General features: G+C 61.8%; 16 protein-coding genes and 1 pseudogene. 11 read left to right on the forward strand and 6 right to left on the reverse strand.

Going from position 1 to position 20,036, the window contains the following annotated elements; genetic code table 11:
• Genes sufB through AAC071_RS00120 form a run of 7 tightly spaced genes read left to right on the forward strand, consistent with a single transcriptional unit; the run spans window position 1 to window position 5,956 of the window.
• Entirely contained in the window at window positions 1–1,449 is a 1,449-nt protein-coding gene (gene sufB, locus AAC071_RS00090; RefSeq protein WP_339828507.1) for a Fe-S cluster assembly protein SufB, read from the forward strand.
• A 23-nt stretch (window positions 1,450–1,472) separates the two neighbouring features.
• Window positions 1,473–2,222: a Fe-S cluster assembly ATPase SufC gene (gene sufC / locus AAC071_RS00095; protein ID WP_339828510.1), complete on the forward strand. Its 750-nt coding sequence runs from the start codon at window positions 1,473–1,475 to the stop codon at window positions 2,220–2,222.
• Complete coding sequence (gene sufD / locus AAC071_RS00100; protein WP_339828512.1) at window positions 2,194–3,546, forward strand: Fe-S cluster assembly protein SufD; 1,353 nt, start codon at window positions 2,194–2,196, stop codon at window positions 3,544–3,546. The genes sufC and sufD overlap by 29 nt, the downstream gene beginning before the upstream one ends.
• Window positions 3,543–4,787 carry a cysteine desulfurase gene (locus tag AAC071_RS00105; protein WP_339828515.1) on the forward strand — a complete coding sequence of 415 codons (1,245 nt, stop codon included), beginning with the start codon at window positions 3,543–3,545 and terminating at the stop codon, window positions 4,785–4,787. The genes sufD and AAC071_RS00105 overlap by 4 nt, the downstream gene beginning before the upstream one ends.
• A 25-nt stretch (window positions 4,788–4,812) precedes the next feature.
• A complete protein-coding gene (locus AAC071_RS00110) occupies window positions 4,813–5,193 on the forward strand; it encodes an SUF system Fe-S cluster assembly protein (protein WP_339829230.1) in 381 nt (126 codons plus the stop codon).
• Window positions 5,194–5,204: 11 nt separating this feature from the next.
• Window positions 5,205–5,564 (forward strand): iron-sulfur cluster assembly accessory protein, encoded by a 360-nt coding sequence (locus AAC071_RS00115; protein WP_339828518.1) that lies wholly within the window; start codon window positions 5,205–5,207, stop codon window positions 5,562–5,564.
• 5 nt (window positions 5,565–5,569) lie between these two features.
• Window positions 5,570–5,956 carry a TfoX/Sxy family protein gene (locus tag AAC071_RS00120; protein WP_339828521.1) on the forward strand — a complete coding sequence of 129 codons (387 nt, stop codon included), beginning with the start codon at window positions 5,570–5,572 and terminating at the stop codon, window positions 5,954–5,956.
• Window positions 5,957–6,045: 89 nt separating this feature from the next.
• Here AAC071_RS00120 and AAC071_RS00125 read toward each other — a convergent pair whose 3' ends face one another.
• The 3 genes and pseudogenes from AAC071_RS00125 to AAC071_RS00135 all read right to left on the reverse strand — a co-directional run bounded on the left by AAC071_RS00125 (window position 6,046) and on the right by AAC071_RS00135 (window position 8,869).
• The gene (locus AAC071_RS00125; protein ID WP_339828524.1) at window positions 6,046–6,837 is read right to left on the reverse strand and encodes an enoyl-CoA hydratase/isomerase; all 792 of its coding nucleotides are present in this window, start codon (window positions 6,835–6,837) and stop codon (window positions 6,046–6,048) included.
• Window positions 6,838–6,882: 45 nt separating this feature from the next.
• A pseudogene (locus AAC071_RS00130) lies at window positions 6,883–7,881 on the reverse strand (enoyl-CoA hydratase-related protein).
• The gene (locus AAC071_RS00135) at window positions 7,814–8,869 is read right to left on the reverse strand and encodes a GGDEF domain-containing protein (RefSeq protein ID WP_339828527.1); all 1,056 of its coding nucleotides are present in this window, start codon (window positions 8,867–8,869) and stop codon (window positions 7,814–7,816) included. The pseudogene AAC071_RS00130 and the gene AAC071_RS00135 overlap by 68 nt, the downstream one beginning before the upstream one ends.
• Before the next feature lie 306 nt (window positions 8,870–9,175).
• Here AAC071_RS00135 and AAC071_RS00140 point away from each other — a divergent pair, with 306 nt between their 5' ends.
• Window positions 9,176–10,639, forward strand: coding sequence for a coniferyl aldehyde dehydrogenase (locus AAC071_RS00140; RefSeq protein WP_339828530.1), 1,464 nt, complete (start codon window positions 9,176–9,178; stop codon window positions 10,637–10,639).
• A gap of 72 nt (window positions 10,640–10,711) precedes the next feature.
• Here AAC071_RS00140 and AAC071_RS00145 read toward each other — a convergent pair whose 3' ends face one another.
• Window positions 10,712–12,271 carry a DEAD/DEAH box helicase gene (locus AAC071_RS00145; RefSeq protein WP_339828533.1) on the reverse strand — a complete coding sequence of 520 codons (1,560 nt, stop codon included), beginning with the start codon at window positions 12,269–12,271 and terminating at the stop codon, window positions 10,712–10,714.
• 378 nt (window positions 12,272–12,649) lie between these two features.
• On the opposite strand from AAC071_RS00145, the gene AAC071_RS00150 reads away from it, so the two are divergent.
• Window positions 12,650–13,762 (forward strand): ATP-binding protein, encoded by a 1,113-nt coding sequence (locus AAC071_RS00150; RefSeq protein WP_339828535.1) that lies wholly within the window; start codon window positions 12,650–12,652, stop codon window positions 13,760–13,762.
• Window positions 13,763–13,768: 6 nt separating this feature from the next.
• Here the strand turns inward: AAC071_RS00150 and parE are convergent, their stop codons facing one another.
• Window positions 13,769–15,805, reverse strand: coding sequence for a DNA topoisomerase IV subunit B (gene parE / locus AAC071_RS00155; RefSeq protein WP_339828537.1), 2,037 nt, complete (start codon window positions 15,803–15,805; stop codon window positions 13,769–13,771).
• 153 nt (window positions 15,806–15,958) lie between these two features.
• Between parE and AAC071_RS00160 the strand changes: the two genes are divergently transcribed.
• On the forward strand, window positions 15,959–17,260 hold the full coding sequence (locus AAC071_RS00160) for an NADH:flavin oxidoreductase/NADH oxidase family protein (protein WP_339828539.1): 1,302 nt from the start codon (window positions 15,959–15,961) through the stop codon (window positions 17,258–17,260).
• 17 nt (window positions 17,261–17,277) lie between these two features.
• On the forward strand, window positions 17,278–18,045 hold the full coding sequence (locus AAC071_RS00165; protein WP_339828541.1) for an MBL fold metallo-hydrolase: 768 nt from the start codon (window positions 17,278–17,280) through the stop codon (window positions 18,043–18,045).
• Between the two features lie 518 nt (window positions 18,046–18,563).
• On the opposite strand, the gene glnA is transcribed toward AAC071_RS00165, so the two are convergent.
• On the reverse strand, window positions 18,564–19,970 hold the full coding sequence (gene glnA / locus AAC071_RS00170; protein WP_339828543.1) for a type I glutamate--ammonia ligase: 1,407 nt from the start codon (window positions 19,968–19,970) through the stop codon (window positions 18,564–18,566).
• Between the last annotated feature and the right edge of the window lie 66 nt (window positions 19,971–20,036).

Consider the following 20,036-nt stretch of genomic DNA (forward strand, 5'->3'; position numbering starts at 1 on the left):
ATGGTTGCCGTGAGAGAAACCGTCAAGACGGTTGGCGAAGTCGAGAAATACAAATACGGCTTCACCACCGACATTGAATCGGACAAGGCCCCGCTCGGCCTGACGGAAGAGACGGTGCGGTTCATATCGGCGAAAAAGAACGAGCCCGACTGGCTGCTCGAATGGCGCCTCTCTGCTTTCCGTCGCTGGCTGACCATGGACGAACCCAAATGGGCGAAGGTCAGCTATCCGCCGATCGACTTTCAGGATGCCTATTACTATGCGGCGCCAAAACAGTCGGCGAAGCTGAACAGTCTCGACGAGGTCGATCCGAAGCTTCTCGAAACCTACAAGAAACTCGGCATCCCGCTGACCGAACAGAAGATGCTGGCCGGCGTTGCAGTCGATGCAGTGTTCGACAGCGTGTCTGTCGTGACCACTTTCAAGGAGAAACTGCGTGAAGTCGGAGTCATCTTCTGCCCGATGTCCGAGGCGGTGCGCGATCATCCCGAGCTGGTGAAGAAATATCTCGGTTCCGTCGTGCCGACGTCGGACAATTTCTATGCGACGCTCAACTCGGCAGTCTTTTCGGAGGGGTCTTTCGTCTACATTCCCGAAGGCGTCCGCTGTCCGATGGAGTTGTCGACCTATTTCCGCATCAACGAAAAGCAGACCGGACAGTTCGAACGGACATTGATTATTGCAGAGAAGGGCTCTTACGTGAGCTATCTCGAGGGTTGCACGGCACCGCAGCGCGACGAGAACCAGCTCCACGCAGCCGTTGTCGAGCTGGTTGCGCTCGACGATGCCGAAATCAAGTACTCGACCGTCCAGAACTGGTATCCGGGTGACGAGGACGGAAAGGGCGGCATCTATAATTTTGTGACCAAGCGTGGCGACTGCCGTGGCGTGAATTCGAAGATTTCATGGACCCAGGTTGAAACGGGTTCCGCCATAACCTGGAAATACCCGAGCTGCATTCTGCGGGGCGACAATTCGCGCGGAGAATTCTACTCGATCGCGATCTCGAACGGGCGCCAGCAAGTCGACAGCGGCACCAAGATGATCCATCTCGGTCGCAACACCTCGAGCCGGATCATCTCGAAGGGGATTTCGGCTGGCCGCTCGTCCAACACGTATCGCGGTCTTGTCAGTGTGCATCGCAAGGCCGAAAATGTCCGCAATTTCACGCAATGTGACAGCCTGCTGATCGGCGACCGTTGTTCGGCGCACACGGTGCCCTATATCGAGACGAAGAACCCGACGGCCGTTCTGGAGCATGAGGCGACAACCTCGAAAATCAGCGACGATCAGCTGTTTTATTGCATGCAACGCGGTATCGGCGAAGAAGAGGCTGTGGCCCTGATCGTCAACGGCTTCTGCCGCGACGTGCTGCAGCAATTGCCCATGGAGTTCGCTGTGGAGGCTCAGAAACTGGTCGGTATCAGCCTCGAAGGCAGCGTCGGCTGACGCGGAAATGTGAAAGTAGAAATATGCTCGAGATCGAAAATCTGCATGTGAAGGTGGACGGCAAGGAAATCCTGAAAGGGATCGATCTGCATATCCGTGCAGGTGAAGTCCACGCGATCATGGGGCCGAATGGTTCCGGCAAGTCGACGCTGTCCTATGCGCTCGCGGGTCGTGAAGGTTACGAGATAACGGAAGGAGCGGTCCGCTTCAGGGGGCAGGACCTGACGGCAATGAATGTCGACGAACGTGCCGCGGCTGGTCTCTTTCTGGCTTTCCAGTATCCGATCGAGATTCCCGGCGTTACAACGATGACCTTTCTGAAGACGGCGCTGAATGCACAGCGCAAGGCGCGCGGAGAAGACGAACTTGATGCGGTGCGTTTCCTGAAGCTTGTGCGAGAGAAGGCCAAACCGCTGAATGTTTCGGACGATATGCTCAGACGGGCATTGAATGTTGGCTTTTCGGGCGGCGAAAAGAAGCGCGCCGAAGTCCTTCAGATGGCGCTCCTCGAGCCGGCATTGGCGGTGCTCGACGAGACCGATTCCGGTCTCGACATCGATGCGCTGAAAACGGTTGCGGCCGGTGTCAATGCGCTCAGGAGTCCCGAGCGGGCCATGCTGGTCATCACGCATTATCAGCGGCTTCTCGACTATATCGTGCCCGACATGGTCCATGTTCTCTCCGGCGGCCGCATCGTGAAGACCGGTGGAAAGGATCTGGCGCACGAGCTGGAGAAGACCGGCTATGCCGCCTACGGCGCCGATGCGGCATGAGGAAGAGATGAACGACCGCGCCGCACAGATATTCATCGATACCTATGAACGGGAGCGCAGCACGCTTCCGGGCGCTGATACGTGGCTGGCGCGCCAGCGGGAAGCGGCGCGGGCGTCGTTCGCCGAGGCCGGTTTGCCGCATCGCCGGCTGGAAGAGTGGAAATACACCGATTTGCGCCAGGCATTGGAAAAGGCCGGAGTTGCAGCGAGCCCGGTGCACGGTGGGGCGGTTGTCCTGCCCGATACCGCGGTGGCCTCGGCCTTCGCGTCGATCGATCGACACGTGCTGGTCTTCGTCAACGGGCGTCATCGCGCCGACATGTCGAGAGCCGTACGTCTGCCCAAGGGTGTGGTGCTTCATCCGCTGGTGGAAGTTCTCCCTGAACAATGGGCAAAGGATCTCGTTGAACGCCGCCTTGATGCGGCGCGCCAGTCCGAGGATATTGTCGATCTCAACACGGCGCTGATGCAGGACGGTGTGGCGTTGCGCATCCGCAAGGGCGTCCGGCTCGACAAGCCGTTGCATCTGGTCTTCCTGTCGGCCGATGATGGCGCATCCCACACCCGCAACCTGATCCGGCTGGACGAGGGAGCCGAAGCGACGATTTTCGAGAGCCATGTCGGCACAGCCACGGCCTTTGCCGATATTGTGACCGACATCTCGCTTGGTGCCGCCGCGGGGCTGTCGCATGTGAAGCTGCAGGATGAGGCTCCAGGCGCCATTCACATGGCGACGCTGCGTGCGCATTTGTCGGAAAGATCCCGTCTGTCGAATTTCACCTTTACGCTCGGCTGCGGCGTGTCGCGCACCCAGAATTTCATTCGTTTTGAGGGAGAGGGCGCGCAAGCGCATGTCAACGGTGCCTATGCACTGAAATCGAGGCAGCATGCCGATCAGTTTTGCGTTATCGATCACGCGGTACCGGGCTGTACCAGCCAAACGCTCTTCAAGGGGGTGCTGGACGGCGCATCCGAGGGCGTCTTCCAGGGCAAGGTGATTGTCCGGCCCGGCGCTCAGAAGACGGATGGTCGGCAGATGACGCATGCGCTGCTGCTCTCGCGCGATGCGGCGATGAATGCCAAGCCCGAGCTTGAGATTTACGCCGATGACGTTCAATGCGCCCATGGTTCGACGGTGGGTGAGCTCTCGCGTGACGCGATCTTCTATCTGCGCTCACGTGGCATTCCCGAAGCGCGCGCGCGCCAGCTTCTCGTGTCGGCATTTCTCGACGAAGCGCTTGATCTCGTGCCACATGAAGCGGCGCGCGAGGCGTTGAAGGATCTGGCCGTCGGCTGGTTTGCCGGCGGGGAGGGAGGAAGATGAACAGTCCCGCTCTCGAATCCGATATCTACGATGTCGCAAGCATCCGGTCCGATTTCCCGCTTCTTGCACGCGAGGTCTATGACAAGCCGCTGGTCTATCTCGACAACGCTGCGTCGGCACAGAAGCCGCAAGCGGTGATCGACGCGATTGCAGAGGCTTACGGCCATGAGTATTCAAATGTCCATCGCGGCATGCACTATCTCTCCAATGCCGCAACGGAGAAATTCGAGCAGGCGCGGGAGACGGCGCGCGCCTTCCTCAATGCCGGCTCGACCGACGAGATCGTCTTCACTTCCGGTGCAACTGACGCGATCAATCTCGTGGCGTCCTCATTCTCCGAACCGATGATCGGGCCGGGCGACGAGATCATTCTCTCGGTGCTGGAACATCACTCCAATATTGTACCCTGGCATTTCCTGCGGGAACGGCATGGCGCGGTGCTGAAATTCGTGCCCGCGTTGGACGACGGTTCGCTCGACATCGACGCCTATCGCGCACTTTTCTCCCCGCGCACGAAAATGGTGGCAATGACGCATATGTCGAATGCGCTTGGCACCATCACACCGATCAAGGACATGATCCGCACGGCGCGTGAGCACGGCGTTCCCGTGCTTGTCGACGGGTGCCAGAGCGTCGTCCATATACCCACCGATGTGCGCGAGATGGATTGCGATTTCCTCGTCTGCTCTGGCCACAAGCTCTATGGCCCGACGGGCATCGGCCTTCTTTACGCAAAGGCCGGGCACCTGAAGCGAATGCGTCCCTATCGCGGCGGTGGCGAGATGATCCGCGAGGTGACACTCGATAATGTAAGCTATGCCGCGCCACCGCACCGCTTCGAGGCGGGAACGCCGGCTATCGTGCAGGCCATTGGCCTGGGCGCGGCGCTTACCTATATCGAGACTGTCGGCCGGGAACGCATCCTCGTCCATGAACTCAAGCTGCGCGACTATGCGACGCGGCGGCTCTCCGAGATCAACGGCCTGCGCATCGTCGGCACGACGAAGACAAAGGGCAGTATCGTCTCTTTCGTGATGGACAATGCCCATCCGCATGATATCGCGACGGTGATCGACCGTGCGGGTGTTGCGGTTCGTGCCGGGCATCATTGCGCCCAGCCGGTGATGGAACGCTTCGGCGTCGGCGCAACGACGCGTGCGTCCTTCGCGATGTACAATACGCTCGAGGAGGTCGATCGATTGGTCGATGCCTTGATCGATAGCAAGAAATTCTTTGGGTAGGCGGGTCATGGCCGAAGACACAAATATGATCGAGAAGCCGGATGAGCCCGCCACAGGTGCAAACGAGGCGCCGCGTGCATCGGTGATTCCGCAGGATGAGATCGATCAGATCACCGACGATATCATTGCGGCGTTGAAGACAGTATACGATCCCGAGATTCCGGTCGATGTCTACGAGCTCGGATTGATCTACAAGGTTGACATCTCTGACGATCGCGATGTCGTCATCGATATGACACTGACGGCGCCGGGATGTCCGGTTGCAGGGACCATGCCGATCATGGTCGAGGATGCCGTGCGCACTGTCGAGGGAATTGCCGATGTGCGCGTCAACATGACCTTCGACCCGCCATGGGACCCGAGCCGTATGTCCGACGAAGCGCGCGTCGCGCTGAACATGTTCTGATGGAGGCGACGATGGCGAGGCAGATGCCCAAGGCGATCACGTTGACCGAAGCCGCTGCTGCGCGCATGAAGGAGATCATGGCGGAGTCAGACGGAAAGTACATCGGTGTTCGGATCGGCGTGAAAAATGGCGGTTGCGCGGGCATGGAATACACGATGGAGTATGCGGAAGCCGCCAGTCCGCTCGACGAGGTCGTGGAGGACAAGGGCGTCAGAATCCTGATCGACCCGAAGGCGATCCTGTTCCTGCTCGGCACGGAAATGGATTATCAGGTGGACAAGTTTGCCTCAGGCTTCCGCTTCAACAATCCGAACCAGACGGACGCCTGCGGCTGTGGCGAGAGCGTGACCATTGTTCCTGCCACCGTCTGATCGTCATGGCCGTCAGCAGCGAATACAGGGAATACATCGTCGAACAGCTTGTTCCACTGGGCCCGGTGCGGATTCGCAACATGTTCGGTGGGGCCGGGGTCTATCTGGACGACCTGATGTTCGCCCTGATCGTGGCTGAAACGCTTTTCTTCAAGGTCGACGATCGCAATCGAGCCGATTTCGAGGCTGAGGAATGCAGCCCCTTTGTCTATGCGCCGCCATCCGGCAGACCTGTCGCCATGTCGTATTATGAATTGCCGGAGAGGCTCTATGATGAACCGGACGAATTGATCGTCTGGGCGCGCAAGTCGCTTGACGCGGCGCTGGCCGCGAAATCCACGGGGCCGAAGGCAAAAGCCGCGCGCAAAAAGGCCGCGCGCCCGAAGAAATAGGACGCGCGGCCATGCCTCACATGATCTTCTTTATCGCCGTGATGTTCCTGGCCCTGTTGGCAAGCTGCATCATTGGCTGATCGGGCTGCTTAGTTGCCCTTGAATTGCGCCGGTCGCTTCTCGAGAAAGGCACGCACGCCTTCCTTGAAATCGTCGCCATTGCCCGCTGTCCGCTGAAGCTGACGCTCGAGATTGAGCTGCTCTTCATAGGTGTTGTCGGTGCTCTCCCAGTAAAGCTGCCGGATCATGCCCAGCGCCTTGGTGGGGCCGTTGGCAAGGTCGGTTGCAAGCTTGCGCGCTTCGGCCATCAATTCCGCGTCGTCGAACACACGGTTGACGAGGCCCCATTGCAGTGCCGTTTCGGCCGGCAGCTTTTCACCCAGCAGCGACAGCTCCATGGCCCGCGCCTTGCCGACAAGACGCGGCAGGATCCATGTCGATCCGCCATCCGGCACCAGGCCGATACGCCGGAACGCCTGGAGGAAGTAGGACGAGCGTGCGCAAAGAACGAGATCGCCCATCAACGCGAAGCTCATGCCGACGCCGGCGGCGGGACCATTGACGGCGGTGACAAAGGGCATCGGCAGGTTGCGCAGACGTCGTAGGAAGGGATGGTACATGGTTTCGAGCGCAGACCCGGCATCGGGCCGCGCGCCGGAGTTGTCGCCCCGTCCCTGCAGGTTGGCGCCGGTGCAGAAGCCGCGACCTTCACCGGTCATCACGAGGCACCGCATCCCGTTCTTCGGATCTTCGACGGCATCCATTGCCTTCATCAGTCCGCCCAGCATCTCGGGCGAAACGGCATTCATCACTTCCGGGTGATTGAGCGTCAAGATGCCCACATTGCCTTCGACATCGAGTTTGACCCGCTCGAATTCCATGTCCGTCTCCCTGTTTTGGTAGGATGATATTCTGAAAGATTATTGTCAGGCCTTGAACGCCGGTTCCTTCTTTGTCAGGAAGGATTTGACGCCCTCGGCGAAATTCGGGTGGTCGCCCAGCACGCCCTGGACGTCGCGCTCATAGTCGAGCTGTTCGGCATAGCCGTTGCGCGCGCCGGCATCGATCGCCTTGCGGATTTCGCCGAAAGCGTTGGTCGGCCCGTTGGCAAGCTTGGTGGCGACTGTCATCGCCTCTTCCATCAACGCCGTGTCCTTGACGCATTTCCAGATCAGGCCCCATTCGGCGGCTGTTTCGGCGGGCAGCTTGTCGCCCGTCAGTGCCAGACCGAGCGCGCGGGCGCGCCCCACAAGGCGCGGCAGGTGCCAGGTACAGCCGAGATCGGGGATCAGGCCGAGCCGCGGTCCGAAGACCTGAACGAAGGACGCCGAATGCGAGGCGATGACGATATCGGCCGCAAGTGCGAGGCCGACGCCGCCGCCGGCGGCCACCCCATTGACGGCCGCGACGATCGGCTTGGGCAGAGCATAGAGTTCGCGCATCATTGGATTGAAGCCGACGGTCATGCCATGGGCGACCCCTTGGCCGATGGTCATGCCTTCTTCGCGCTGGCCTTGCGCGGCCAGGTCGGCACCGGCTCAGAAGCCGCGTCCGGAGCCGGTCACGACAAGCACCCGCGCATCGGGATTTTGCGCGACCTCGGCCACGGCGGCGCGCATATCGGCGATGAGCTGGGTATTGATGCTGTTCAACACCTCAGGCCGGTTCAGCGTCAGCAGGGCGATGCTGTTTTCGATTTCGAGGGTGATGGTTTCCATGTGACGCGCCTTCCCGGATTTCTGGCGAATTCCGCCGTTTCCGGGGCAGCATAGTCGGGCGCCGCCTGTGACGGAAGGCCATGCGAGATGGCGTCCGTGTGGCCCAATCTTCCGTAGCGTCAATGAATGGAACTTTTGCTCAGCCGGCCTTGGCTTCCGGCATGCCGGTTTCGTGCAACTCCGTGATGACACAGTTCCGGCCTGCATGCTTTGCCGTATAGAGGCAATTGTCCGCGCGCTCGATCAGGCCGGCGCTGGTCTCGCCCGGTCGCAACAGGGCGATTCCCATCGACATGGTGACCCGTCCGAGTGACTCGCCCGTGGAGCGTTTGACGAGTTCACGTGCCTGCACTGTTTGCCGAATCTTGTTGGCAATGGCCTCGGCCATCTCGATTTCGGTGGCGGGCATGACAATGGCGAACTCCTCGCCGCCGTAACGCGCGACGAAATGCTGTTCCAGCGCGCCGGATTTGAGGCAGTTGGCGACGAGCTTCAAAACCTGGTCGCCCGTTCGGTGGCCGAATGTATCGTTGAACTTCTTGAAATGGTCGATATCGCCAATGACAAGGCAGAGCGCCTGGCCACTGCTGCTTGCCGCCGCCATTTCGCGGGCCAGCGCCTCATCGAAAGCCTTGCGGTTGTTGACACCGGTCAGCGCATCGGTACGCGCCTCGCTGTGCGCCTTCGCGAGATTCTGTTGCAGGTCGTTGAGTTCGCTTTTGGTGGCGTGCAGCGTCTCCTCAAGCTCTGCGCTGCGCTCTTCCATCTTGCGCGACGCTGCGATAATCGCTTCGACGGCGTGCGCCACGTCGTTCGGCGTCGACTGGTGGGTCAGCGATTCGCTCGCGGCGCGGACCGACTGGCCGAAAGTGCTCGAGTTGCTCGCAGTCTCCCCGATGATTTTCAGGATGCGGTCGACTTCGGTGTTCAGTTTTGCACCGGTATCCAGCGTCATGTCGGCCAGCTTGCCTTCGCCCGTGAGGCGCTCGCGCAGTTCGGCCGTCGCATTCATGTCCAGGGGTTCATGCCGGGCGATCCGGGCATCGATCTCCTTGTTGAGATCGGGCGTGCGGCCGGAGGCATAGTGGAACCAGATGGCATAGTTCTCCGGACAGGGGGGAACCCCGTTTTCCGCCATCAGCCGAAGGGCCTCCGCGCTCCATGCCGCGGCAAACTCGATCTCTTCTCCGTTCATACCGAACACCGTCCCCCACTTGCCGCTTCCGCAACTGCCTCTGTCTTTGGAAACCTAGGTCAATTGGGTTACGTCACTGTAAATCGGTGCGGAAAACCGCCATTTTTTTGATGTGTCCGCTGCGTTCGGGCCGAAACCGCCCATGGGGGGCCCGTAGGGGGCTCTCAAACGCCTCCGGCTTCTGTATATTTCAGGAAAATCGGCGGGCGAATCCAGCAAGGGCTGGAAGGGCCCGGGAGAGTGCGAGCAATAAGGGCCGCCCCCAGGACAGGCCCGAAAAAGGTCGGCGCATCAGGAGGATTTCAAATGAGCTTGGCGGAGCAAACGACCCACGAAACCGACTCGGCAACCATTGGCGCCTCGATCCGGGCGATTCTCGACCGTCAGAAATCGGCACACATCAACGAGGGGCCGGCGAGTGCCGAACGGCGCATTGACTGGATCGACCGCGCCATTGCCCTGATCGTTGACAATCAAAAGGAAATTGCCGAGGCGCTGGCCTCGGATTTTGGTCATCGCAGCCACGAACAGACATTGCTGACAGACGTCATGGGTTCGATTGGCCCCCTGAAGCATGCAAAGAAACACCTGCGTCAGTGGATGAAGCCGGAAAAGCGTAAGGTACAGTTCCCGCTCGGGCTGCTTGGCGCCAGGGCACGGGTCGAGTACCAGCCGCTTGGCACGGTTGGTATCATCAGCCCCTGGAATTTTCCGGTGAACCTGACATGGACGCCGCTGGCCGGCGTTTTTGCCGCCGGCAACCGCGCCATGATCAAGCCGTCGGAATTCACACCGGCGACATCGGAATTGATGGCACGAATGCTGCGCTCGGCTTATGACGAAACCGAAGTGGCCGTTGTCACCGGTGGTCCGGCGGTCGGCGAAGCCTTCAGCCGCCAGCCGTTCGATCATCTGCTTTTCACGGGCGCGACCTCGATTGCCTATCACGTCATGCGCGCCGCCGCCGAGAACCTGGTGCCGCTGACACTGGAGCTCGGTGGCAAATCGCCGGTGATCGTGTCAAAGACCGCAAAGATGGACGAGACTGCGGCCAAGATCATGACGGGCAAGACGCTCAATGCCGGGCAAATCTGTCTCGCGCCGGATTATGTCTTTGTGCCCGAGAACCGTGTCGATGAATTTGTCACGGCGGCCCAAAAGTCGGTGACGAAGATGTTTCCGACCATGAAGGACAATCCCGATTACACATCGATCATCAACCAGCGCCACTATGACCGTATCAACGGCTACATCGAGGATGCGAAGAACAAGGGTGCGAAGCTGGTCGAAATCAATCCAGCCAACGAGGATTTCAGCCAGCAGCAGGCCCACAAGATTCCGCCGACGCTGGTGCTCAATCCGACCGATGACATGAAGGTCATGCAGGACGAGATCTTCGGCCCGGTACTCCCGGTCAAGACCTACAAGCATCTCGATGAGGTTCTGGGCTACGTCAATGCCCATGACCGTCCGCTGGGGCTGTATTATTTCGGCGACGACCGGAGCGAGGAGCGTACGGTGCTCGATCGCACGACGTCGGGCGGCGTGACCGTCAATGACGTCATCATGCATGTTTCGATGGAGGACCTGCCTTTCGGTGGCGTTGGTCCGTCGGGCATGGGCGCCTATCACGGCATCGATGGTTTCCGGACCTTCAGCCACGCCAAGGCGGTGTATACGCAGTCCAAGGCAAAGATGGTCGCGGAAATGTTCCGCCCGCCCTACGGCGACAAGACGCGCAAGATGCTGGCATCGCAGATCAAGAAATAGGCTGGAAAATCGGCCAGCGAAAAGGGCGGCTCGTTGGAGCCGCCCTTTTTTGTGGAGCACGAGGGCAGGCCATCAGGCCTCTTCGGTTTCGCTTTCCATTTCCTCGTCATTGTCCTTGCTGCCTTTCTTCGGCAGTTTGACGGCACGCAGCATGAAGGCAGGCACGTGGTCGCCCAGGCCGACGACACGCGGGCCGTCATCCTCGTCCCGGCCGCGTCCGCGGCCACCACGCTCGCGCCGAGCCGGTCTGTCGTCGTCGCGCCGGTGTGCTTCGCGGTCTGGTATGTGCGTTTCGGCGGCGGAGGAATCTGCCATGGCAGGTACATCGGCCGTGGCCTCGGTATCCGAGGCAGGCGTATCAGCCTTCGCCGCCGCTTCCTTGTCCTTCCGCCCGCGCCCGCCGCGCCGTCCACGGCTTCGTTTCTCGGCCGGCGCTTCTGCTTTGGAGGCGTCCCCATCGGTATCCGCTGCCGGCGCGGCCGGTGTCTCGCCGGGAAGCTCCGGCGCCGATTGTGGCGTCGCGCTGTCCGGACCAGGAATTGGATTGCCGATCAGTTTTTCGATGGCCGTCAGATATTTTCCATCTTCGCGGGTCGCTAGCGTATAGGCTGTGCCGGCCTTGCCAGCGCGGCCGGTGCGGCCGATGCGGTGCACATAGTCTTCAGCATGGCTCGGAACGTCATAGTTGAAGACATGGCTGACATCGGGAATGTCGAGGCCGCGCGCGGCAACGTCGCTGGCGACCAGAAGCCGGATCGTCCCGTTGCGGAAGCCTTCCAGAGTCCGCGTTCGCGTTGCCTGGTCGAGGTCGCCGTGAATGGCGCCGGCTGACAACCCGCTCTTCGACAGCGCGCGTTCGAGCGTCGAGACGTCGCGCTTGCGATTGCAGAAGATGATGGCGTTCTTGACGTTCTCGTCCTCGATGATCTTTTGCAGAAGATCGCGCTTGCCGTCGCGCGTCGTCTTGACCAGAACCTGCTTGATCGTCGCGCTGGTGGACGATGTCTTCGACACCTCGACGCGGACCGGGTTGTGCAGGAAAGTCTCGGTCAGCCGGTGGATTTCCGGCGGCATGGTGGCCGAAAAGAACAAGGTCTGGCGTGTGAACGGGATCTTCTTGCAGATTTCCTCGATATCGGGGATGAACCCCATGTCGAGCATACGGTCGGCCTCGTCGATGACGAGAATCTGTACACCGGTCAGCAGCACCTTGCCGCGACCGCAATGGTCGAGCAGACGGCCTGGCGTTGCGATCAGTACGTCGACGCCGCGATCGAGTTTCTTTTCCTGGTCCCCGAAGGAGACGCCGCCAATCAGCAGCGCCATCGAGAGCTTGTGGTATTTGCCATACTTCTCGAAGTTCTCGGCAACCTGCGCGGCAAGCTCGCGCGTGGGTTCGAGAATGAGCGAGCGCGGCATCCGCGCCTTGGCGCGACCGCGCGACAGCTTGTCGATCATCGGAAGCGTGAAGGAGGCAGTCTTGCCGGTACCGGTCTGCGCGAGGCCGAGCACGTCACGGCCAGCCAGTACATGGGGAATGGCCTCTGCCTGGATCGGCGTCGGCGTTGTGTAGCCGGTTTCGGCTACGGCTTTCAGGACCTCAGGCGTGAGGCCGAGTTCGTCAAATGTCATTCAGGAGCCCTGTGCACCAGTGTTGCGCTGCCCGTGGTGGCCCACTTTCAGGGCCCGTGGACGGACCTCCGCGAACGGATCGGGGAGGGTGAGCAGCAAATGCGCGTTGTTCGACGGTCGCGCTGATCCGCTTCGTTATAGGCGCGGACCATAGGCGCTGCGGTCCAATTGTCAACAGAATGCCCTTGTCAGCGGGCGTGGCGGGCGTCCCGACCGCCGGTCCGGTGCCATATTCAGCAAAATTGTGACGAAAACGGCGCACCTCTGCCGGTCTTGCGGGCCGCGGGCAGGTCGATTCGTCACATGCCGATTTCCCGAAAGTTAATGCTTTCGGTCCATCCTTCTGGATCACAGCGGCGAACTGGGCCGATTGCAGGCATGACCGATCAATTGATGGATGAGCCGGAGCGCTTGAGCGATCTGGGACCCATGGACCGCACAGGCCGTGGTTCCCGGCAGGGACTGTTTTCCCTCATCAACCATCTTCTCGGTCGCATGCCGATTCTGGCCACCACGACGCTGCTGACCGGTGTCGCGGTGGTTCTGGCCATATCGCTCAACTGGATGCTGGGCCAGATCGGCCTGATCGACTTCACCTGGCGCATATTCGCCGCGACCGCCATAGTAACCGTTCTCACCGGCTTCCCGATTATCGTCTATTCACAGATCATCATTCGCGAAATCAAGTCTTCGCGCCGGATGTTGCGCAAGATGACCGAGCGCCTCGCCTGGGCCTTTCACAATGCCGAACGGGCCAATGAGGCGAAGTCGCATTTTCTGGCCAACATGAGTCATGAACTCAGGACGCCGTTGAATGCGATCATCGGTTTTTCCGATATCATGCGCAATGAGCGCTTCGGTCCGATGAACAACGAGCGTTATCGCGACTATGCCCGCGACGTGAATGACAGCGGCATCCATCTGCTCGGGATCATCAACGACATTCTCGATCTGGCGAAGATCGAGGCCGGTCATGCGACGATGGAAGCCGAGAACGAGTTCGAGATCGACAAGGTGATCGAAAGTGCGGAGCGCATGGTGCGGCCATTGGCCGATACGCGTGGCGTGCATCTCGCCGTCGACATCAACAACGGCCATCTGAAACTGTGCGGTGTCGAGCGGATGGTGCGTCAGGTGCTGATCAACGTTCTGTCGAACGCGCTCAAGTTCACCGACCGGAACGGCCTGGTGACTTTGTCGGCCGAGTATCGACCGCATGGCAGTTTCGTGATCTCGATCGCCGATACCGGCATCGGCATGTCGACCGAAGAGGTCAAGCTGGCGCTGACGCCCTTCGGTCAGGCCGACAACACGATGACGCGCCAGCAATCGGGCACCGGCCTCGGCCTGCCGCTTGCCAAGGCCATGATGGAACTGCATGGCGGGCGCCTGATGGTCCGCAGCGAGAAGGGAGCCGGTACGGCCGTGGTTCTGGTTTTCCCGGGCACCCGTGTTGCGACGCCGCCGGTTGAAGCCGCCCTGGCGAGTTGAGAACGCTCAGATATCGAGATCGCGCGCGAAGGCCGCGTGTTCCTGAATGAACTGGAAGCGCAACTCGGGTTTGCTGCCCATCAGCCGCTCGATGGCAATCCCGGTTTCCTTGGCCTCGTCGGCTGGCACGACGACACGCAGCAGCGTGCGCTTGCCGCGCGCCATGGTCGTCTCCTTCAATTGTGCCGGCATCATCTCGCCAAGCCCCTTGAAGCGGCTGACCTCGACCTTGCCCTTGCCGGTGAATTCCTTTTCGAGCAGTTCGTCCTTGTGCGCATCGTCGCGCGCATAAAGCGTCTTGCCGCCCTGCGTCAGCTTGTAGAGCGGCGGCGCCGCCATGTAGAGATGCCCCTGCCGGATCAGCTCGGGCAGCTCCCGGTAGAAGAACGTGATCAGCAGCGAGGCGATATGCGCGCCGTCGACATCCGCGTCGGTCATGATGATGACCTTGTCGTAGCGCAGATCGGCCTCGCGGTAGTGCGAGCCGGTGCGCACGCCGAGTGCCTGGATCAGGTCGGAAATCTGCTGGTTCTGGGCAAGCTTGGCGCCGCTGGCGCTGGCGACGTTCAGGATCTTGCCGCGCAGCGGCAGGATCGCCTGGCTGGCGCGGTCGCGCGCCTGCTTGGCCGAACCGCCGGCCGAGTCGCCTTCGACGATGAAGATTTCCGAGCCATCGGCTGCCGACTGGCTGCAATCGGCGAGCTTGCCGGGCAGGCGCAATTTCCGCGTCGCGCTCTTGCGCGCCACGTCCTTCTCCTGTCGCCGTCGCATCCGCTCGTCGGCGCGGTCGATCACCCAGTCGAGCAGCTTGTTGGCCTGTTGCGGCGCCGCCGTCAGCCAGTGGTCGAAATGATCGCCGATGGCCTTCTCGACCAGCCGCTGCGCCTCAGGGCTTGAGAGCTTCTCCTTGGTCTGGCCCTGGAACTCCGGTTCCCGGATGAACACTGACAGCATCGCACCCGCCGTCCCGATCACGTCGTCGGCCTGGATCTGTCCGGCCTTCCGGTTGCCCACCATGTCGCCATAGGCCTTGAGGCCCTTCACCAGCGCCGCGCGCAGGCCGGCTTCATGCGTACCGCCTTCGGTCGTCGGCACGGTGTTGCAATAGGAGTGGACGAAGCCGTCGCCGCCGCCGAACCACGCGATCGCCCATTCGACAGAGCCGTGGCTGCCGGCCTTCGACACCTTGCCGGTAAAGGCATCGGCCGTCACCGTGTCGTAGCCTTCGAGCGAGGTCTTGAGATAGTCGACCAGCCCGCCCGGAAAATGCAACACCTCGCTTTGCGGCGTGTCGTCGCCGATCAGCGCCGCCGCGCAGTTCCAGCGGATTTCGACGCCGCCGAAGAGATAGGCCTTGGAGCGCGCCATCTTGTAGAGACGCTTGGGAATGAACCGCGCGCCCTTGCCGAAGATCTCGGGATCGGGATGGAAGCTGATGCGCGTGCCGCGCCGGTTATGCACGCGGCCCTGGTCGGTGAGCTTGCCGGTCGGCGTCCCGCGCACATAGGACTGGGTGTAGAGCGTCTGGTCGCGCGCCACCTCGACCTCGAACCGGTCGGACAGCGCATTGACCACCGACACGCCGACGCCGTGCAATCCGCCCGACGTCTCATAGGCCTTGCCGCCGAACTTGCCGCCCGAATGCAGCGTCGTCAGGATCACTTCCAGCGCCGACTTGTTCTTGAATTTCGGATGCGGGTCGACCGGAATGCCGCGCCCGTTGTCGGCCACGGTCAAGCTGCCATCCGCGTCCAGCGTCACCTCGATCCAGTTGGCATGCCCGGCGACGGCTTCGTCCATCGAGTTGTCGAGCACTTCGGCGAAGAGATGATGCAGCGCCTTCTCGTCAGTGCCGCCGATATACATGCCAGGCCGCCGTCTGACGGGCTCCAGCCCCTCCAGCACCTCGATATCCTTGGCCGAATAGGTCCCGTCGCCCTTGGCGGCCCGGGCGGGCGCGGGCTTGCCGGCCTTCGCCGGGCTGGCGGCGACGGAGAAGAGATCGTCGGTATCGGCTGGTTTGCGCGACTTGGGAGCGGCCATGAACTCGGAACTTTATGAGAGAGAATCAATCGGGATTGTAGGGCGGGGGGATGGCAGGCGCCATGCTGCGGCGTTCAATATCATGTGTCGGAACGGCTTGTCAGCGTAGCCGGATGTGCCACAGTCGGTCATCGCGCAATTCGGGAGAAAACGATGTCCGTCACCATAGCCGCGCCGCTGACGCTGCCCTGCGGCGCCACCTTGAAGAACCGCCTCGCCAAGGGCGCCATGACCGAAGGGCTGGGCGATGTGCAGAACCGCGCGACCGCGGCCCATGTCCGGCTCTATCGCCGCTGGGCCGCGGGCGGCGCCGGCATGCTGCTGACCGGCAATGTCCAGGTCGACCGCCGCTACATGGAGCGCCCCGGCAATGTGGCGATCGACGGCCCCCAGTCGAACGAGGCGATTGCCGCCTTGCGCGACTACGCCAGGGCCGGCACCGAAAACGGCACCCATCTCTGGATGCAGATCTCCCATGCCGGCCGCCAGACGCCGGCCTCGGTCAACAAGGAGCCGGTCGCGCCCTCGGCAAAGCCGCTCGACATGCCGGGCGCCCAGTTCGGCAAGCCCCGCGCCATGACCGGCGCCGAGATCGAGGATGTGATCGGCCGCTTCGCCCATGCCGCCGCCATCGCCCGCGACACCGGCTTCACCGGCGTCCAGATCCACGGCGCCCACGGCTATCTGATCTCCGAATTCCTCTCGCCCGACGTCAACAGCCGCAGCGACGAATGGGGCGGCAGCCTCGAAAACCGCGCCCGTCTGCTGCTCGAGATCGTCCGCGCGGTGCGCAAGGCGGTCGGCCCCGATTTCCCGCTCTCGGTAAAACTGAACTCGGCCGATTTCCAGCGCGGCGGCTTCTCCCATGACGATGCGATCCGCGTCGCCGCCTGGCTCGACGCCGAAGGCCTCGACCTGCTGGAGATTTCCGGCGGCACCTACGAGCAGCCGCGCCTGGTCGGTCTCGACGACATGACGCTGCATCCCGAGAAATCCGAGCCGCGCCGCGAAAGCACCATCGCCCGCGAGGCCTATTTCCTCGAATACGCAAAGGACATCCGCGCGGCGGTGAAAATGCCGCTGATGGTGACCGGCGGTTTCCGTACCGCCGCCGGCATGAACGCGGCGCTGGCCAGCGGCACGATGGATGTGGTCGGCATCGCCCGTCCGCTCTGCGTCGATCCGGCCATACCCGCAAAGCTCCTGTCCGGCGCGGCCGCGGAAACGCCTGCCTATGAGAAGACGCTGCGCCTCGGCCCCGGCCTGCTCGGGCCGCACAGCCGCATCAATCTGGTCAAGGCGCTCAATGGCTGGGGCCAGCAGGGCTGGTTCTGCCTGCAGCTGCTGCGCATGGGCGCCGGCGAGGACCCCGATCCGCGCATGGGCGTCTTCTCGGCCTTCCGCAACTACGCCAGGAACGAGGCGCGCGCAGCGGCCGCCCTGCAGCGGCCCTGAGCATCGAAGGAGACAGCGTGAAAATTGCGGAACGATGGTTCGAGCGGCGGCAGATGGATGACGGCGTCACGCTGATCTTCGAGCCGCATGTCCATCCCTTCATCCGTTGCAACATCTGGTTCGTGCGCGGCCGCGACCGCGACCTGGTGATCGACACCGGCACCGGCGTCTCGTCGCTGGCCGCCGAGATCGCCGGCCTCACCGGCAATCCGCTGGTCGCGGTGGCGACCCACACCCATTACGACCATGTCGGCTCGCTGCATGAATTCGAGAACCGGCTGCTCCATCCCGGCGAAGCCGCGCAGATGGAACGCTACGAGGAATTCGCGGCGCTCTCGGCCGCCGCCTTCCCGGAAGAGATCCGCGAGGCGCTGGCCGGCTACGGCCTTGGCCGCGACGAGGTGCTGATCGATGCGCTGCCCCATCGAGGCTTCGACATCGCCGCCTACAACGTGACCTCGACGCGGGCCACAGGCCTGATCGGCGAGGGCGACGCCGTCGATCTCGGCGACCGCCGCTTCGAGGTGCTGCATCTTCCGGGCCATTCGCCGGGCTCGATCGGCCTCTGGGAAGCGGAAACGCAGACGCTCTTTTCGGGCGACGCGATCTATGACGGCCCGCTGCTCGACGAGCTGCCGGGTTCCGACATCGCGGCCTATCTGAAGACCATCCGCCGTCTGCGCGGCATGGCGCCCCGCATCGTCCATGGCGGCCACGACCCGAGCTTCGACGGCGCCCGCCTCGTCGAACTCTGCGACGACTACCTGGCGCGGCGCGATATCTGAATTTCGGGAATTTTCATACGGCGCAACCCCGCTCTGGCGGAAGCCCCGGATTTTCCTGTCGGGCGTTCCCTCGCGGGGTTGCTTTTGGATGTGCTGCTCGCACTCGCCCGTGCTATAAAGCCGGGCCTATCTCCGTGCCGTCTGCCCGCGCGCTCAATTAGCGTCACGCTGGCGTCGGTGTTTTTCCGCGCTTTTCCCTTGGCCTAAACGGTTTACCGACCGGTCACGCATGAGAACAGCGTCGGGTCTTGGCAGTGGATCGCATCGTCTGTCTTTACAGGGATGCAACCTGCGTCGGTGGAGCCATCTTCGAAACCTCCTCCTTCGTGAGACAGGAAAATGCTACGCCTCTATTCGCAAAAAGGTCAAGAGAAATAAGGGTTTCTGGCGCATTGCTTGAGTCAGTCCTGCTGACCGATTTCGCGGCAATACCGTACACGGATCAACAGGGCACCTGACGCGCAACGAAAAAGGCCGGCGCTTGCGCGCCGGCCTTTCCTTCGTCTGTCCCCGGAGGATCAGACCGAATAATACATGTCGTATTCGACCGGATGCGGCGTCATTTCGTACCGCATGCATTCTTCCCACTTCAGCTCGAGATAGCCGTCGATCTGTTCGTCGGTGAAGACATTGCCCTTGGTCAGGAACTTGCGGTCGGCATCGACCGCGACCAGCGCTTCGCGCAGGCTGCCCGCAACCGTCGGGATTTCCTTCAGCTCGGCCGGCGGCAGATCGTAGAGGTTCTTGTCCATCGGCCCGCCCGGATCGATCTTGTTCTCGATGCCGTCGAGGCCGGCCATCAGCATCGCCGCGAAGGCGAGATACGGATTGGCCGTCGGATCGGGGAAGCGGATCTCAATGCGCTTCGACTTCGGCGAGGTACCGTGCGGAATGCGGCACGACGCCGAGCGGTTGCGCGCCGAATAGGCCAGCAGCACCGGCGCTTCATAACCCGGCACCAGCCGCTTGTAGCTGTTGGTCGACGGGTTGGTGAAGGCGTTGAGCGCCTTGGCATGCTTCAGGATGCCGCCGATATACCACAGGCATTCCTGGCTGAGATCGGCATATTTGTTGCCGGCGAAAAGCGGCTTGCCGTCCTTCCAGATCGACTGGTGGCAATGCATGCCCGAGCCGTTGTCGCCGAACACCGGCTTCGGCATGAAGGTCGCCGACTTGCCGAAGGCCTGCGCCACATTGTGGATCACATACTTGTAGATCTGCATGTGGTCGGCGGCGGTCGTCAGCGTCTGGAACTTGGTGCCGAGTTCATGCTGGGCGGCGGCCACCTCATGGTGATGCTTTTCGATCTTGACGCCCATCTCTTCCATGACCGTCAGCATTTCGCCGCGCAGGTCCTGGCACGAGTCGATCGGGTTGGCCGGGAAATAGCCGCCCTTGGTGCGCGGACGATGGCCGAGATTGCCCGTCTCGTAGGCCGTGTCGGTGTTGGTCGGCAGTTCGACCGAGTCGATCTCGAAGCCGGTCTTGTAGGGCGAGGTCGAGAACTTGACGTCGTCGAAGATGAAGAATTCGGCTTCCGGGCCGAACACGATTGTGTCGCCGACACCGGTCGACTTGAGATAGGCCTCGGCGAGCTTGGCCGTGCCGCGCGGGTCGCGGGCATAGGCCTCGCCGGTCGACGGCTCCAGGATGTCGCAGAACACCGCCAGCGTCGTCTGTGCATAGAACGGATCGATCACCGCCGTCGCCGTATCGGGCAGCAGCACCATGTCGGACTCGTTGATCGCCTTCCAGCCGGCAATGGACGAGCCGTCGAACATCGTGCCCTCGGCCCAGAAGTCGTCGTCGCAGAAACCGATGTCGAAGGTGACATGCTGCATCTTGCCGCGCGGATCGGTGAAGCGCAGGTCGATATACTTGACGTCCTTTTCCTTGATGAGCTGCTGAATAGGTTTGCCGGCCATTTGATCCTCTTTTCCCTGTTGTCCTTTAGGGGGTACATGCGTCGGGCTCTCGCCCGCCTTTGATAA

The sequence above is a fragment of the uncultured Parvibaculum sp. genome, assembly GCF_963975745.1.
GTDB lineage: Bacteria > Pseudomonadota > Alphaproteobacteria > Parvibaculales > Parvibaculaceae > Parvibaculum.

Bases quoted from the DNA above. Each gene is read 5' to 3' on its own strand.
- sufB (WP_339828507.1), top strand. From the start codon at position 1: ATGGTTGCCGTGAGAGAAACCGTCAAGACGGTTGGCGAAGTCGAGAAA.
- sufC (WP_339828510.1), top strand. From the start codon at position 1,473: ATGCTCGAGATCGAAAATCTGCATGTGAAGGTGGACGGCAAGGAAATC.
- sufD (WP_339828512.1), top strand. From the start codon at position 2,194: ATGCCGCCTACGGCGCCGATGCGGCATGAGGAAGAGATGAACGACCGC.
- AAC071_RS00105 (WP_339828515.1), top strand. From the start codon at position 3,543: ATGAACAGTCCCGCTCTCGAATCCGATATCTACGATGTCGCAAGCATC.
- AAC071_RS00110 (WP_339829230.1), top strand. From the start codon at position 4,813: ATGATCGAGAAGCCGGATGAGCCCGCCACAGGTGCAAACGAGGCGCCG.
- AAC071_RS00115 (WP_339828518.1), top strand. From the start codon at position 5,205: ATGGCGAGGCAGATGCCCAAGGCGATCACGTTGACCGAAGCCGCTGCT.
- AAC071_RS00120 (WP_339828521.1), top strand. From the start codon at position 5,570: ATGGCCGTCAGCAGCGAATACAGGGAATACATCGTCGAACAGCTTGTT.
- AAC071_RS00125 (WP_339828524.1), bottom strand. From the start codon at position 6,837: ATGGAATTCGAGCGGGTCAAACTCGATGTCGAAGGCAATGTGGGCATC.
- AAC071_RS00135 (WP_339828527.1), bottom strand. From the start codon at position 8,869: ATGAACGGAGAAGAGATCGAGTTTGCCGCGGCATGGAGCGCGGAGGCC.
- AAC071_RS00140 (WP_339828530.1), top strand. From the start codon at position 9,176: ATGAGCTTGGCGGAGCAAACGACCCACGAAACCGACTCGGCAACCATT.
- AAC071_RS00145 (WP_339828533.1), bottom strand. From the start codon at position 12,271: ATGACATTTGACGAACTCGGCCTCACGCCTGAGGTCCTGAAAGCCGTA.
- AAC071_RS00150 (WP_339828535.1), top strand. From the start codon at position 12,650: ATGACCGATCAATTGATGGATGAGCCGGAGCGCTTGAGCGATCTGGGA.
- parE (WP_339828537.1), bottom strand. From the start codon at position 15,805: ATGGCCGCTCCCAAGTCGCGCAAACCAGCCGATACCGACGATCTCTTC.
- AAC071_RS00160 (WP_339828539.1), top strand. From the start codon at position 15,959: ATGTCCGTCACCATAGCCGCGCCGCTGACGCTGCCCTGCGGCGCCACC.
- glnA (WP_339828543.1), bottom strand. From the start codon at position 19,970: ATGGCCGGCAAACCTATTCAGCAGCTCATCAAGGAAAAGGACGTCAAG.